The organism is Paenibacillus sp. NEAU-GSW1, from assembly GCF_009737085.1.
Lineage (GTDB): Bacteria > Bacillota > Bacilli > Paenibacillales > Paenibacillaceae > Pristimantibacillus.
In genome coordinates, this window is record NZ_WOVL01000026.1 from 1 (window position 1) to 14,655 (window position 14,655).

At 50.9% G+C, this 14,655-nt stretch carries 14 protein-coding genes, 1 rRNA gene and 1 other RNA gene; 1 reads left to right on the forward strand and 15 read right to left on the reverse strand.

Annotation, left to right across the window (positions count from 1 at the left end):
* The 15 genes from GOM71_RS18300 to rpoE all read right to left on the reverse strand — a co-directional run.
* Positions 1 to 104, reverse strand: a 16S ribosomal RNA gene (locus GOM71_RS18300); the annotation flags it as partial.
* 409 nt (positions 105 to 513) lie between these two features.
* On the reverse strand, positions 514 to 777 hold the full coding sequence (locus GOM71_RS18305) for a pro-sigmaK processing inhibitor BofA family protein (RefSeq protein ID WP_156283672.1): 264 nt from the start codon (positions 775 to 777) through the stop codon (positions 514 to 516).
* On the reverse strand, positions 774 to 1,082 hold the full coding sequence (locus GOM71_RS18310) for a DUF2508 family protein (RefSeq protein WP_253944914.1): 309 nt from the start codon (positions 1,080 to 1,082) through the stop codon (positions 774 to 776). Before GOM71_RS18310 ends, GOM71_RS18305 begins: the two co-directional genes overlap by 4 nt.
* 217 nt (positions 1,083 to 1,299) lie before the next feature.
* Entirely contained in the window at positions 1,300 to 1,899 is a 600-nt protein-coding gene (gene recR, locus GOM71_RS18315) for a recombination mediator RecR (protein ID WP_156283674.1), read from the reverse strand.
* A gap of 90 nt (positions 1,900 to 1,989) precedes the next feature.
* Positions 1,990 to 2,301: a YbaB/EbfC family nucleoid-associated protein gene (locus GOM71_RS18320; protein WP_156283676.1), complete on the reverse strand. Its 312-nt coding sequence runs from the start codon at positions 2,299 to 2,301 to the stop codon at positions 1,990 to 1,992.
* Between the two features lie 28 nt (positions 2,302 to 2,329).
* On the reverse strand, positions 2,330 to 4,108 hold the full coding sequence (dnaX, locus tag GOM71_RS18325) for a DNA polymerase III subunit gamma/tau (RefSeq protein WP_367649691.1): 1,779 nt from the start codon (positions 4,106 to 4,108) through the stop codon (positions 2,330 to 2,332).
* Positions 4,109 to 4,270: 162 nt separating this feature from the next.
* An RNA gene (gene ffs, locus GOM71_RS18330) (signal recognition particle sRNA large type) lies at positions 4,271 to 4,537 on the reverse strand.
* Positions 4,538 to 4,612: 75 nt separating this feature from the next.
* Positions 4,613 to 5,011 carry a hypothetical protein gene (locus tag GOM71_RS18335; protein ID WP_156283680.1) on the reverse strand — a complete coding sequence of 133 codons (399 nt, stop codon included), beginning with the start codon at positions 5,009 to 5,011 and terminating at the stop codon, positions 4,613 to 4,615.
* A 68-nt stretch (positions 5,012 to 5,079) separates the two neighbouring features.
* A complete protein-coding gene (gene rpmE / locus GOM71_RS18340) occupies positions 5,080 to 5,277 on the reverse strand; it encodes a 50S ribosomal protein L31 (RefSeq protein ID WP_156283682.1) in 198 nt (65 codons plus the stop codon).
* Between the two features lie 119 nt (positions 5,278 to 5,396).
* Complete coding sequence (locus tag GOM71_RS18345; protein ID WP_156283684.1) at positions 5,397 to 6,650, reverse strand: radical SAM family protein; 1,254 nt, start codon at positions 6,648 to 6,650, stop codon at positions 5,397 to 5,399.
* A 24-nt stretch (positions 6,651 to 6,674) separates the two neighbouring features.
* Complete coding sequence (gene rho, locus GOM71_RS18350; protein WP_156283686.1) at positions 6,675 to 8,075, reverse strand: transcription termination factor Rho; 1,401 nt, start codon at positions 8,073 to 8,075, stop codon at positions 6,675 to 6,677.
* Between the two features lie 112 nt (positions 8,076 to 8,187).
* Positions 8,188 to 9,447 carry a UDP-N-acetylglucosamine 1-carboxyvinyltransferase gene (locus tag GOM71_RS18355; protein ID WP_156283688.1) on the reverse strand — a complete coding sequence of 420 codons (1,260 nt, stop codon included), beginning with the start codon at positions 9,445 to 9,447 and terminating at the stop codon, positions 8,188 to 8,190.
* Between the two features lie 319 nt (positions 9,448 to 9,766).
* Positions 9,767 to 10,165: a response regulator gene (locus GOM71_RS18360; protein WP_301539645.1), complete on the reverse strand. Its 399-nt coding sequence runs from the start codon at positions 10,163 to 10,165 to the stop codon at positions 9,767 to 9,769.
* A gap of 139 nt (positions 10,166 to 10,304) precedes the next feature.
* Positions 10,305 to 11,909, reverse strand: coding sequence for a CTP synthase (locus GOM71_RS18365; RefSeq protein ID WP_367649692.1), 1,605 nt, complete (start codon positions 11,907 to 11,909; stop codon positions 10,305 to 10,307).
* A 449-nt stretch (positions 11,910 to 12,358) separates the two neighbouring features.
* Positions 12,359 to 12,940, reverse strand: coding sequence for a DNA-directed RNA polymerase subunit delta (gene rpoE, locus GOM71_RS18370; RefSeq protein ID WP_156283692.1), 582 nt, complete (start codon positions 12,938 to 12,940; stop codon positions 12,359 to 12,361).
* A 368-nt stretch (positions 12,941 to 13,308) separates the two neighbouring features.
* Here rpoE and GOM71_RS18375 point away from each other — a divergent pair, with 368 nt between their 5' ends.
* Positions 13,309 to 14,442 (forward strand): S8 family peptidase, encoded by a 1,134-nt coding sequence (locus GOM71_RS18375; RefSeq protein WP_156283694.1) that lies wholly within the window; start codon positions 13,309 to 13,311, stop codon positions 14,440 to 14,442.
* Positions 14,443 to 14,655 lie beyond the last annotated feature (213 nt).

Consider the following 14,655-nt stretch of genomic DNA (forward strand, 5'->3'; position numbering starts at 1 on the left):
CGCTAATCGTCAGGAGTGCAAGCACTCCATCAGATCCGCTCGACTTGCATGTATTAGGCACGCCGCCAGCGTTCGTCCTGAGCCAGGATCAAACTCTCCATAGAAAGGGTTTTCCGATTGTCCAGCCCAAGGCTGATCGGAAAATCCCGGTCAGAATTTGACTTGCTCATTACTTTGTTTTATCGCTTTTCCGTTATTTTCTAACGGGGCAGTTTCGCTCGTTGTTCAGTTTTCAAAGAACAATTTCTTTTTCGTGTCAACCGCGTTTTTCTCAGCGGCGACTTTTATAATATATCACAGACGCCCAGATGATTGCAAGTACTTTTTTAAAAAACTTTTTTGAAGCTTTATTTCCTTGCTCTCTGTTGCTCTTTGGCGCGAGAACTAATGTAGCATACTTTTATCCGTGGCGTCAACCCCAGAGTCTAATCCTATTCAATAAGCCATCTTTTACGCTGATCGTCCCCGCCTTAATTGCTGACTCCGATCGCAACGAATCGCTCTGTTCGCCGCTTATACAATAAAATACTGGACGCCTGCAATTAACGCGATGCCGGGAACTCCCAGCACAACAACAGTGCCAATCGTCGCGGGATTAAGCGGAATGTAGACATTCGATATCATACCTGAAAAGTTAAGCAAATATAACACGCCGGCTGCAAGCGCTAAATGAAGCGCGAATCCTTTTACCCAGCTCCAGGACAACCTTTGGCGTACTAACACCCCGATTAACAGCAAAGACGAAATAATAAACAGCGCAAGCCAAAAAACATTCATCGTAAAGTCCCCCTCCATTCCGGCCATTTCTGGCACGTTCTTTTTGCTACCCGCAGGAGCATTTCATAACGCTTTTCCGCTGTAATAATCGAATAGATCGCGTAATCAACCTGATCCTGCCCCTCGGCTACATCAAAAAAGCGATTCGCATTAACCCACTCTCGATGCGCTTCTGCAATTTCCTGCCGCAATTGATCCGTCCACTGTACCGTGTCCATTTCTCCCGCAAGCCCCAGTCCGATCTTCTCGGCCTTTCTTCCCCTTGCCATTTCTTCTCCCGCTGCCCGCCGCTTCAGCATCCCCATTGCCGAGCCCTCCTTCGCTTGTCCATTTCTATCAGTCCTCATTACTCCATATGTATAATCAATAGGACAAAAATAGAACCGAAGAAGCCTCGTGAAATGAGCCGGTTGCCCGCTAATTTCATTAGATCTTGAGGGACCATTTGTTCTAATAAAAAACAAAACTGCCTCACCGGACCTCAATAACGAAGTCAGTAAGACAGCCTTTTTCATCTATAAATCAGCTTAACTCTCTGCGGCCTTCCAGCGCTTTGGACAGCGTCACTTCATCCGCATACTCCAAATCGCCGCCAACCGGCAAGCCGTGCGCAATCCGAGTAACGCGAATGCCGAAAGGCTTCACGAGCCTCGATATATACATCGCGGTCGCTTCGCCCTCAATATTCGGATTGGTCGCCAAAATCAATTCCTGGACTCGCTCATCGCTTAGCCGCTGAAGCAGCTCGGCAATCCGAATCTGATCGGGACCGATCCCTTCAATCGGGGAAATCGCTCCCTGCAAAACGTGATAATAGCCTTGGAACTCTTTCGTTCGCTCCATCGCCACCAAATCCTTCGATTCCTGAACGACGCAAATAATGGAGCCGTCACGTGTTTTGTCCTGACAAATCCGGCATGGATCGGTATCGGTAATATTGCAGCAGACCGAACAATACGTAAGATTTCTTTTTACGCTTACCAGCGCTTTAGCGAAATCGATGACATCGTCTTCCTTCATTCGCAGCACGTGAAAAGCGAGCCTCGCGGCCGTCTTGGGGCCAATGCCCGGCAGCCGTGTGAACGCATCAATTAATTTCGCTATCGGTTCGGGGTAATACAACAAGCGCAGCTCCTTTCAAGCAAACAGAAAAAACGAAGCAAAAGCAAGAACAACGCTTGGATCAAGCTCAAGCGTTGTTCGTTTGCAAAACTAGAACAGGCCTGGGATTTTCATGCCGCCTGTGAATTTGCTCATATCTTGGTTTGCGACATCGTCGACTTTAGTCAACGCATCGTTTACTGCAGTCATAACAAGGTCTTGCAGCATTTCAACGTCATCCGGATCTACCGCTTCCGGCTTAATTGCAATGCTAAGAATTTTCTTATGTCCGTTTGCAACGACTGTAACTACGCCGCCGCCAGCTGTACCTTCAGCCGTTTTGTTTACAAGCTCTTCTTGAGCTTTCATCATTTGCTCTTGCATTTTCTTCACTTGCTTCATCATTTGGTTCATATTGTTCATTACTATTCACCTCATAAATGTAGTTTGGTTAGTCTTCTTTCACAACGACGAGATCTTCGCCAAAAAGCTTGACCGCTTCCTCAACCCATTTGGGCTGAGAAGGCTCGCCTGCGTCAATCGCATCGGGCGTAAGCTCAATATCAGGCGATGAACCGCCTCCCCGTTCAGCTGCCGCCTGCCATTCCTTAAGCATGACAGTCGCCAATCGAACAGGCTTGCCGAACGTATCCTGCAGGACACGTTCAATAATTTCGCGATGGGCCGGTTTCTCCGTCGTCTCTCGATGCATCGTGTTCTTAAAGCCTACGAGCACCGAATCCTCCGTCATTGAAACAGGTTCTCCATCAACGAGCCAAGCATGAACCGTGATCTTTGCCTCTTTCACCCGCTGCAGCACTTCATTCCACTTCATGCGAGCTTGGCCTGTCGCGGTATTGCCGGCAGCGGCGATATACGGATCCAGCTTAACTGTCGCCGTTCTTATGCCGCCCCCTGCCGCGCCGCCGCCCCGCCCAAACGGTTGGCGAACGGCGCCGCCGGATCTGCCTTGGCCGGCGTCGCCTCCCGGCGCGCTCGCTCCGCCGGCTGCTGCGCCGTTCTTCAGCAGCTGCTCGAGCTTGCGCTCCAGCAGCTCGACCTGCTGGCGCAGCCTGTGCAGCTCCGCCGAATCCGCAGCCGGCGCGCCTCCTTCGGCGGAAGCCGCCCTGCCTGCGGACGACGCGCCGTCTCCGCTGGTGCAAATCTTCATAAGCGCGACTTCGAACAGCGTTTGCGGCTGGGAAGCATGCTTCATCTCCGATTGATAACGGTTCAACGTATCGATCATCTGAAACAGCCGTTCCGCAGACAACGACTCCGCCATCGAACGGAACTGCTCGGCATCGACAACCCGCTCCGTTGCAGCGCCCTGAGGCGCCAGCTTGAGCACGAGCAAATCTCTAAAATAATAGATTAAATTTTCCATGCATTTGTCCGCGCTTTTGCCTGCCTGCGTCAAGCTTTCTACCAAAGGCAGAATCGCTGCCGCATTACGGTCGCGAACCGCTTCCGCAAGCTGATAAAACTGCTCAGCCGCCATGCCGCCCGTAACGTCAACCGCTGCTTCAAGCGTAATTCTCGAGCCGCCGAACGCCGCTACCTGCTCTAACAGACTTATCGCATCGCGCATGCCGCCTTCCGACAGCCGAGCAATATATGAAATCGCATCCTCATCGGCTTCAATGCCCTCTTCCCGGCATATTTCCGATAATCGTTCCGACTGTTCTTCTAACGATACCTGACGGAAATCGAATCGCTGGCATCGCGATATAATGGTTGCAGGCAATTTATGCGGCTCTGTTGTCGCCAATATGAAGATGACATGTCCCGGCGGTTCCTCGAGCGTCTTCAGCAAAGCATTAAACGCTTCGGCGGTAAGCATATGGACTTCATCAATAATATATACTTTATAACGTACTTCCGATGGGGCATATCGCACTTTATCGCGAATATCTCTAATTTCGTCGATACCCCGGTTGGAGGCGGCGTCAATCTCTACCACATCCATAATATGTCCGGCCGTAATGCCTCGGCAAGCGTCGCATTCATTACAAGGCTCAATTGCAGGGCCGCGTTCGCAGTTAACCGCTTTCGCCATTACTTTCGCCGTGGTTGTTTTCCCGGTGCCTCGCGGACCGTTAAACAAATACGCGTGCGAGACGCGATTTTCGCGCAAAGCATTTTGCAGCGTTTGAATGATATGCTGTTGCCCGACCATATCCCGAAACGTCTGCGGACGCCAGGCACGATACAATGCTATATGTGTCACGCGGACCGTTCCCTTCAGCTTTCCGAATTCCCCTCTATTATACAACATCAACTGTCCGATAAAAACAATAGTCCGAAAAAAACAAAAACACCATCTTCCGCGGCTCCGAGTAAATCGAAACGCATCTTTGGTGTCATTCGCTTGCCTATCTAATTGTTAGAACCGTGCACCTGCCCTCGATACATGCAGTCCAGGCGGCATTCTTACGACTCAGCTCGAGCCAGGCACTCCCCCGGCACATGAACTAACTTGCTTACGGCTGCTTCCTTCCGGACCTGACCGGGTTCACAAGCGTCCATTGCGGAGGACCCAACTGTCAACACTGATTGTAAGCGCCAAACCCTGCATTGCATAACCTCAAACAGGAATTCAACCTCGCTAAAGCGGATTGCGAGTTACAGGGCACCGCTATCTCCCCATCTAGCACGGCAAAAATAAGTATAGCCCATTCAAACCTAAAGCGCAACTCATGGGTGAAATTTACATTTATGCGGCAAATCGCATCTATCGAACCGCTTCAACGGTCACTTCATAACGAGGCATATTCGTTTGAAGCAGCTTTTGCGCTTTTTGACGAACATTTTCTTTCTCTGCGTCAGACATATCGTCTCTGACATTGACAACAGCGCGAAGATGTTCTCCGTTGAAAAACAATTGATTGCTTTCCACGCCGTCGCCTTTCAACCCGTCCAGCACTTGACCGGCAAATTTGCCGTCCGACTTGTAATTCAGATAGGAAAAATTGTTTGGTATATTCGGGTTGCTGTTGGAGTAGCCCAGATAGCCGTCATGTCCGTAGGTTTTATTTTCCTTCACACTCGGATTGGCGCTGCAGCCATATAAACTAAGCGAGCAAGCCGAAACAATCGCGGCCCCCGCCAAAAATGCTTTCACATTAGCCATATAAAAAACCTCCCTTAACCATAGGATGGCTGAGGGAGGTTCTTGTATTCTGCCAAATAGTGGCGGAATTAGATGCCGTATTTCTTTTTGAAACGATCGACGCGGCCGCCGGCATCCAAGAACTTTTGCTTACCCGTGAAGAACGGGTGACATTGGGAACAAACCTCTACGCGCAGGTTTTGTTTGATCGAACCTGTTTCGAAAGTGTTACCGCAAGCGCAAGTAATATTGGAGACGTGGTATGTCGGATGAATACCTTGTTTCATCTCGTTCACCTCTTTCTGCCCTGAATCACATGCGGATTCAGAGTTAAAATCACACATATCGGATTATAGCATGACGTTATCCGCCTTGCAATGTAATTGTCTTTTCCAATTGCACAGGGCTATTTGCGCATCGCTGCAGGAGGCAAGTGCGTGTAGGAGCCGATCACGACATCAGGAAGCTCCTCGCGGAATATTTCCAGCATTTGCTTCATTCCGTAAATTTCGCCTTGCGCCGGAGGAATGAGCTCCAAGTAGCTCTCGGGGTCAATGTTCAGGTTGCGCATTTGAATAAGCTTTAGGCCTGTTCGCTTCGCGAAGCCGATCATCGCCTCGATTTCTTCTTCACGGTCGGTTACGCCGGGGAAAATCAAATAGTTGATCGAAGTGTATACGCCCTTGTCGGTCGCATATTTCAACGATTTCTCTACGTTAGCCAGATTGTAGGCGCGCGGCTTGTAATAAGCGTTGTAATGATCGTCCAGCGCGCTGATCGTGCTGACGCGCATGAGATCAAGACCCGCGTCGACAATGGCGCGGATGTGGTCGGTCAGTCCGGCATTTGTATTGATGTTAATGTAGCCTTGCGACGTCTGGCTGCGCACCTCGCGCATCGCTTCCACAATAATTTTCGCTTGCGTGGACGGTTCGCCCTCGCAGCCTTGACCGAAGCTGATAATGGACTCCGGCGTGCGCAGATGCTCCAGCATAATTTGCGTTATTTCTTCAACCGTCGGCTTGAAATTCATCCGCGTCTGCGGCGCGACAAAGCCGCTGTCGTCCGGTTGTTCGGAAATACAGCCGAAACAGCCCGCATTGCACGAATACGATACCGGAACCCCGCCTTCCCAGCGCTGCAGGAACGTATTCGACGACGTCAGACACTCGTAACCGAGCGCACAGTTGGAGAGATGTTTGTACAGCCGGTTTTCCGGATATTTGTTCAGCAGCGTCTCCACTTGGCTCTTTACTTGTTTGCGGTCGCAGTTAAGCGGATCCCACTTGTACGGATCATCGCTTTGCTCCGCAGCGACATAGAAGCCGCCGTCTTTCCAGACAACTGCCGTATAGCCGAACAAAGGAAACTTCTCGTTCTTGTCGGTCTTCACGTAACCGGGAAGCGCAAGTCTGGTGTAGCCTTGCGGAAGCAGCGCGCCAACGGCCTGCACGCTGCCGTCGAGCAGTTTCATTTCGCCCGTGTCGGGATCCATGCACGTCGGTCGCGTGTGCGGCAATCCGACCAGCGTCGCTCCGCTTGGCAGCGGAATCAGTTCGTCTTCCATCAGTTCGACGACTATGTCCCCGCTGCGGCCAAGCGCTATATATTCAGGATGATCAAATACGTTGCCATTATCATCCGCATAGACCAAATTCATCTTTGATGTCCTCCTTCAAGCAGCCTATGTGCTATGCGTCGACGATTGCGACGATGCCGAGCGCGGAGACGGTCTTCTTCCAGCCGAGCCCGTTCCTGCCGAAGACTGCGACGATGCCGATGAGCTGGAACTCGCAGCAGATCCGCTTCTTTGCGGCGTCCGCTGTTGAGGTTTCTCCTCCGATGTATCCAGAGCCGTCAAAAACTCGCTGTTTGACTTGCTGTCAGCCAGCTTCTTCAAGAAGCCGTCGACGAAATCCGGCGTATCGGTCATATTGCGGCGCACAACCCAAATTTTCTCGAGCTCTTCCTTTGACAGCAGCAGCTCTTCCCGGCGCGTGCCTGAACGACGAATATCAAGCGCAGGGAAAATACGGCGTTCAGCCAGCTTCCGGTCGAGATGCAGCTCCATGTTGCCCGTACCTTTAAATTCTTCATAAATGATATCGTCCATACGCGATCCCGTCTCGATAAGCGCAGTTGCCAGAATGGTCAAGCTGCCGCCTTCCTCGACATTGCGGGCCGCGCCGAAAAACCGTTTCGGACGGTGGAACGCAGCCGGATCGATACCGCCGCTGAGCGTACGGCCGGACGGCGGTACAACAACGTTGTAAGCACGGGCCAGACGCGTAATGCTGTCGAGCAGAATAACGACATCCTTCTTGTGCTCAACAAGGCGCAACGCCCGCTCCAGCACGAGCTCCGCGACTTTAATATGATTTTCCGGCAACTCGTCGAATGTCGATGCTACAACTTCGCCCTTAACCGAACGCTGCATATCGGTTACTTCCTCCGGCCGCTCGTCGATCAGCAGCACAAAAAGCTCGATATCCGGATGGTTCGTCGAGATGCTGTTGGCAATTTCCTTGAGCAATAGCGTTTTGCCCGCTTTTGGCGGCGCTACGATAAGTCCGCGCTGTCCAAGACCGACTGGCGCCAGCAAATCCATAATTCGGGTCGAAATTTTATTAGGAGCCGTCTCCAAAACGAGTTTCTTTTGTGGATAAAGGGGAGTGAGTGCGGGAAAATGCAAACGCTCTGCCGCGGTAGCCGGATCCATTCCGTTTACGGCGTTTACTTGCAGCAATCCGAAAAACTTCTCTTTTTCCTTCGGCAGACGGCATTTCCCGGATACGAGATCGCCGTTCCGCAGATCGAACTTGCGAATTTGCGAGGCTGAAATATAAATATCTTCTTTGCTTGGCAAGTAGCCGATTGGACGCAAGAAGCCATAGCCGTCCGGAAGCACATCCAATATGCCTTCCATAAACATAAACCCGCTTGTTTCCGCTTGCGCGCGTAAAATAGCAAAAATTAATTCCTTTTTCTTCAACTGACCATAGTACGGAATCTGATACTGCTTCGCCAGCTTGTACATGTCGGTCAGCTTCATCTCTTCCAGATCAGCGATCTGAAGATCCGTCATATTCTCACCACTTTGTTTAATGTTTTAAAAGAGCCGATTTATCATTATATACCGAATTCGGTGCCTTCTATTCGCAAGTAGGCACCGAATTCAAGATTAATAGATGTTTTAACTAGGAAGGATCGTTCTCACGCCACACATCTGCGCCAAGACGGCGCAAGTTGTCGACGAGGTTGTCATAGCCCCGGTCAATATACTCGACGCCGGTAATTTCAGTCACTCCCTCTGCTACGGTCAAACCGGCAATAACGAGGGCTGCGCCCGCGCGCAGGTCGGTTGCGCGGACCTTGGCTGCGTTAAGCTTGCCGCCTTCAATTATGGCCGAGCGTCCTTCGACGCGAATGTCCGCGCCCATGCGCGTAAGTTCCGGTATATGCTTAAACCGATTGCTGTATACATAATCCGTAAGAATGCTGACGCCTGTCGCTTGTGTAAGCAGGCTTGTCATCGGAGACTGCAAATCCGTCGCAAAGCCGGGATAGACGAGCGCTTTAACGTCGATCGGCGAATAATTCTCGGCGCCGATAATGCGAATCGCTTCATCCTGCTCCTCGACGATTACGCCCATTTCTTCGAGCTTGGCCGTCATCGCTTCCATATGTTTCGGAATAACGTTATCAATCAATACATCGCCGCGCGTTGCCGCAGCGGCAATCATATACGTGCCCGCTTGAATCCGGTCAGGAATGATGGAGTGGCGGCAGCCGTGCAGACTGTCCACGCCTTCGATCCGGATCGTTTCCGTGCCTGCTCCTTTGATTTTTGCGCCCATGGCATTTAAAAGAGTAGCTACATCTATAATTTCAGGCTCTTTCGCCGCATTTTCGATAATTGTAGCGCCTTTGGCCCGCGAGGCCGCAAGCATAATATTAATCGTCGCTCCGACGCTGACTACGTCGAGATAAATTTTAGCTCCACGCAATTCTTTTGCAGAAATCCGCATCGATCCATGTTCATTTGTAACGGTAGCGCCCAATGCTTCAAAGCCTTTAATATGCTGGTCAATCGGCCGCGGCTCGAAGTTGCAGCCCCCCGGCAATCCGATCGTCGCTTCGCCGAAGCGCCCCAGCATCGCACCCATTAAATAATACGACGCGCGAAGCAGCTTTACTTTGCCATTCGGCATAGGCTTGGCCTCCAGGCGGGAAGGGTCGATCTTCATCACGTCGCCCTGCCAATCGACAACGGCACCGAGATCCTCCAGAATTTCACTTAGGACAGCAACGTCGCTAAGGTGAGGCAAATTATCCAAAACAACTTCCGATTCTGCTAATATAGCGGCTGGAACCAATGCAACCGCACTGTTCTTTGCTCCGCTTATCTGAACGGTTCCTCGCAGCGGACGACCGCCGCGTATCATCAATTTCTCCATTAATGGTTATCCTCCCGCATAGTTGGAAGGGAACATAGGAAAAAAACGCCTCCATTTGGCGATCCTTGACCCGTGCTCCGTTTATTGCATTTCATTATTGCTTCCGAACCGGGTAACGGCTTTCAATGCCTCTTAAAATCATCAAGCTCGCTTTCGACTCGTCATTCTGAGCCATTATACCATATTGATTAACAGAATGGTAAAACCGTAATATACTTTTGCCTGAATTAGAGCTTTCTAACACGCCTTTCAGAATCAGCTCCTTCCTTCTCATAAATACAGCCGTACAAAGTCTCGTGCATAAAAAAAGAGGCCCTTCTCAGGACCCCACTGCGAATCGGCTGTTTGAGCTTCCGCCTTGAAGCTGCATGTTGACCGCAATCCGCATTTCATCAATATCAAAAGGCTTCGTAAAATGCATGAGCGCCCCGAGATCAGTCGCTTCTTTAATCATATCCAGCTCACCGTAAGCTGTCATCATGATAACTTTAATATCACGATTAATTGTTTTTACGTGCTTCAAAATCTCGAGCCCGTCCATCCCGGGGATTTTCATGTCGAGCAGAACGAGATCCGGGTTATCCTTCTTCACAATTTCAAGTGCCAACTTACCGTTAGAAGCTTGGAAAGTGTTGTACCCTTCATTGCTGAATACTTCCATCAAAAGCACCCGGATACCGTTCTGATCGTCAACGATCAATACCTTTTTCTTCTCCAAATTCATTACCTCCTACGACCGAGCACCAATTGGTCAACTCTTCCATAATCGTTAATATATTCGCGAGAAGAACGCTATTATCCTTCTGACACTTTATAAAATTATTAGAAAAACCTTACATTTGTTGTAAGAAAAGCATTTATTGACCCGAGTAAGCTACTGCCGCGCGCACAAATCCGCGGAATAAACGCTGCGGACGGTTCGGACGCGAAGTGAATTCCGGATGGAATTGCACGGCCAAGAACCAAGGGTGATCCGGCAGCTCGACCATTTCAACCAGTCTGCCGTCCGGCGACGTACCGGAAATGCGCAGGCCTGCTCCTTCAATCCGCTCGCGGTATTCATTATTGAATTCATACCGGTGGCGATGGCGCTCATAGACGAGCTCGTCGCCGTATTCCGTTGCCGCAAGGGAGCCTGGAACCAGCTTGCACGGATAGAGGCCAAGGCGCATCGTGCCGCCCATATCTTCGATATCTTTCTGATCCGGCAGCAGATCGATGACCGGATACGGTGTAGCCGGATTGATCTCGGAGCTGTTGGCATTGTCGAGACCAGCAGCATTGCGCGCATATTCGATAACGGCAACTTGCATGCCAAGGCAAATGCCGAAGAATGGAATGCGCTTCTCGCGAGCATAGCGGATAGCGGAAATTTTGCCTTCGATACCGCGATCGCCAAAGCCGCCCGGAACGAGAATGCCGTGCACGCCTTGAAGGTTCTCCTCCACGTTCTGGTCGGAAAGCTCTTCCGCGTTGACCCAGCGAAGCTTCACTTCGGAATCCGCATCAAAGCCGGCATGGCTCAGCGCCTCAACGATACTGAGGTAAGCGTCATGCAAGGCAACGTATTTGCCGACGATAGCAATTTCCGTTGTTTTGCGAAGCGATTTCACGCGATCGACGAGGGCGATCCATTCCGTCATATCCGGTTGATTCGTCGTCAATTTCAAATGGTTCACAACGATCTCGTCCAGCCCTTGCTCTTGAAGCATCAACGGCACATCGTACAATGTCGATGCGTCGCGGCACTCGATGACGGCATTAGCGTCCACGTCGCAGAATTGCGCGATTTTGCGTTTCAAGTCTTCCGCAAGCGCATGCTCGGTGCGGGTAACGATGACGTTCGGCTGGATGCCGATGCTGCGAAGCTCTTTTACACTGTGCTGCGTCGGTTTCGTTTTCACTTCGCCGGCTGCTTTAATGTAAGGAACGAGCGTTACATGGATGTACATCACATTGTCGCGGCCGATGTCGCTCTTGATTTGACGAATCGCTTCCAGGAACGGCAAGCTCTCGATATCGCCAACGGTGCCGCCGATTTCGGTAATAACAACGTCGGAACCGGCTTCTTTGCCCGCGCGGTAGACGCGTTCTTTAATTTCGTTCGTAATGTGCGGGATAACTTGAACCGTGCCGCCCAAGTATTCGCCGCGGCGTTCTTTGCTGATGACGTTGGAGTAAATTTTGCCGGTCGTTACGCTGCTGTGCTTCGTCAGATTAATATCGATAAAGCGCTCGTAGTGACCGAGGTCAAGATCCGTCTCCGCTCCGTCGTCGGTTACGAATACTTCGCCGTGCTGATACGGGCTCATTGTCCCCGGGTCAACGTTAATATAAGGATCGAACTTCTGGATCGTTACCTTTAAGCCTCTGTTCTTCAGCAAACGACCAAGCGATGCGGCTGTAATCCCTTTACCTAAGGAAGAAACAACGCCTCCGGTTACAAAAATGTATTTCGTCACTGTGTGAAACCCTCCAAGCTCCTATGGTTATGTTTAGGTTTGCCCATTTTTCCGATAAACATGGATATTGTACAAACAAAAAAAGTGACACCCGTGTTCACGGGGCACTTTTCGTTTAGCATATTATTAAAATACAACAGCACATAAGGCAAACCCGCTTATGCTGCTCTTATATTTCACCGCAAAACGCTAGCTGTCCGCCAGACCGATTGGAGCATTTATTCCACGTTGGCTGTACGGCGCTGTTAAGCGAATCTTAAAGCCCATGCAATAGTTTACATGGTCGCAATTGCCCCTGTCAAGCGTTAAGCTATCGTAAATGGGCATCTCCATCTTTTGGCGCGAAATTCCTGGCATAGCCGCTCCTTACACCATAAAAGGCCGCCTCCAAATGCGTAATCTACGCTTTGGAGACAGCCTTTACGGGTCGCTAACAGAAGAGCAGACAACTATTTGTCGTCGTCATCCGCATCTTCATCGTCGTCATAATCTTCTTCTTCGGAATCGGCATCTTCATCATCTGCCAGCTCCTCATCGGCGATTTCCTCATCGATCTCTTCTTCGTCGATGCCAACTTCTTCATCAACCTCGGACTCTTCCTCGGCTTCCTCGAACTCGCGATCCTCATCGTAGGAATCGTAATCTTCATCCTCGGCTGCATAAGAATCATCTTCTTCGTCCGCAAACAGATCGTCGTCTTCTAATTCATCGTCGTCGTTAATAATACGAGGGCGTTTCGCGTTCGAGATCGGATCCTCGCTGCGCTCAACCGGATACCACCGTTTCAAGCCCCACATATTGCTGCCTACACATGCAAAACGGCCGTCGATGTTAATTTCCGTATATACTTGCGCAATAACCTGATTGATCTCATCGGCGGAAAGCCCGCGGATTTTCGCGATTTCCATCATCAGATCACGGTAGTAATAAGGTGTATTTGCCGCTTTCAGTACTTCAAACGCCAAATCGACCATAGGCATTTCCTTCACACGCTCAGGATCAAGCTTCAATGCAAAGCTGCCGCTGCTCATATGGACACGTCCTCTCTTGCCATCTTCTAAATTAAAGGCGCATTCCTTTATCACAGTATAGTAAAACCTATTTCCATCAAAAAAGCAAGCTCCCCTCCGGCTCCTATTATAGCGGCAGGCTTGGACACACAAGCAAAAAGCGAAGGGCTGGTCCCTTCGCTTTGACTGTATCCATCCGGAACTCAATCCCCTAAGGAACGATCCGGAGACGTGAGAGCCCCTAAGAGCTCTTACTTCATCCTATGTCCTGCTCCACGTTTTGACACGGCAATCTGCCTAATTATATGAAAAAGGGCAAGTTGCTCACGCGGCTTCCTTCACCGGTTCATACAATAGTTCAGCATCGTCCGTCGGGAGGGGACGCGAAATTGGATACAACCGCCTTTCTCCATTGGCTGCAGGATACGGTGACGGCCAAAGACCAAGCGACCCACAAGCGAATCATTCGCTTCGAGCAGCAGAGCGACTATCAGCGTTTTCTGCACGAGTGGGCGGAAGCGTCAGCCAATTCGGCGCAGCTTAAAGCCGTCAAGCAAATTCAGCTTATCCGAGCAATATCCTGCCGTCTTCCTGCTTTCGAAACGCTGTCGCGTTTCGCCGGTCGGGTATGGATCGAGAATGATCGCCGCATTTCCGTACACGCCGCTCCGCAAAAATCGTTTTCGCTCGAAAAAGGCATCCCCTGGGGCGTTCAGCATGTAAAAGCCCCTCAAGCCTGGAGTACCACAACAGGCCATCGCGTCAAAATCGGCGTTATCGATACCGGCGTCGATTTCAGCCACCCGGATCTCCGCCATTCGCTGTCCCGCGGCATTAATCTGCTCAATCGGAGCATGCTGCCGCATGACGATAATGGACACGGCACCCATATCGCCGGAACGATTGCCGCTGCCAATCAGGTACAAGGCATGATCGGCATCGCTCCCCGCGCGCAACTATTTCCGGTCAAAGCGTTTGACCACAATGGGAGCGCTTTTGTGTCCGACATTATTCTCGGCATCGATTGGTGCGTGCGCAACCGGGTGCAAATCATTAACATGAGCTTTGGCATGAAGACGCGCAGCAAAGCGCTGCTTACCGCCATTACGAACGCCTATAATGCAGGCGTTATTGTTGTTGCCTCATCCGGCAACGACGGCAAGCGCCGATCGGTCGACTATCCGGCCCGCTATCCGCAAACCGTATCGGTCGGAGCATCCACCCGCTTGCGGCGCGTTGCGCCGTTCAGCAATCGCGGATCATACATTGACATCTATGCTCCCGGAGACAAAATTGTCTCTGCTTGGCTGCGCGGCAAATACCATGAGATGAGCGGCACCTCTATGGCCACTTCTCATGTGAGCGGAGCGATAGCCCTTCTGCTCGCCCATAAGCCGGGACTTTCTCCCGCCGAAATCAAATCGATTCTAAAGCGATCCGTTCAGCCGCTCCGGGGAACGAAAGCGCCCAAGCTAACCGGCGAGCTCGATATTATGCGCATGCTGCAATCGTTGGAGCGATAGCCTAAAAAAGCAATTAGAAGTTGTTTCTGTTGGTCGCTGTTACAAGAAAGATTGGACTTCCGGCCTTACATCAGGATCTGTGAGCGGGGCTCAAAGTCACTCATTTTCCAAAGGCGGACGCGTTCGCTCCTCCAGCTCAATCTTTCTCTCCACAGCTTTTGCATCAACATCAAAAATAGCTTCCAGGGAGTTGAGCGTCCCAGGAAGCTTTTT

Bases quoted from the DNA above. Each gene is read 5' to 3' on its own strand.
- GOM71_RS18355 (WP_156283688.1), bottom strand. From the start codon at position 9,447: ATGGAGAAATTGATGATACGCGGCGGTCGTCCGCTGCGAGGAACCGTT.
- rpoE (WP_156283692.1), bottom strand. From the start codon at position 12,940: ATGAGCAGCGGCAGCTTTGCATTGAAGCTTGATCCTGAGCGTGTGAAG.
- rho (WP_156283686.1), bottom strand. From the start codon at position 8,075: ATGACGGATCTTCAGATCGCTGATCTGGAAGAGATGAAGCTGACCGAC.
- GOM71_RS18335 (WP_156283680.1), bottom strand. From the start codon at position 5,011: ATGGCTAATGTGAAAGCATTTTTGGCGGGGGCCGCGATTGTTTCGGCT.
- GOM71_RS18310 (WP_253944914.1), bottom strand. From the start codon at position 1,082: ATGGGGATGCTGAAGCGGCGGGCAGCGGGAGAAGAAATGGCAAGGGGA.
- GOM71_RS18305 (WP_156283672.1), bottom strand. From the start codon at position 777: ATGAATGTTTTTTGGCTTGCGCTGTTTATTATTTCGTCTTTGCTGTTA.
- rpmE (WP_156283682.1), bottom strand. From the start codon at position 5,277: ATGAAACAAGGTATTCATCCGACATACCACGTCTCCAATATTACTTGC.
- GOM71_RS18345 (WP_156283684.1), bottom strand. From the start codon at position 6,650: ATGAATTTGGTCTATGCGGATGATAATGGCAACGTATTTGATCATCCT.
- GOM71_RS18320 (WP_156283676.1), bottom strand. From the start codon at position 2,301: ATGAACAATATGAACCAAATGATGAAGCAAGTGAAGAAAATGCAAGAG.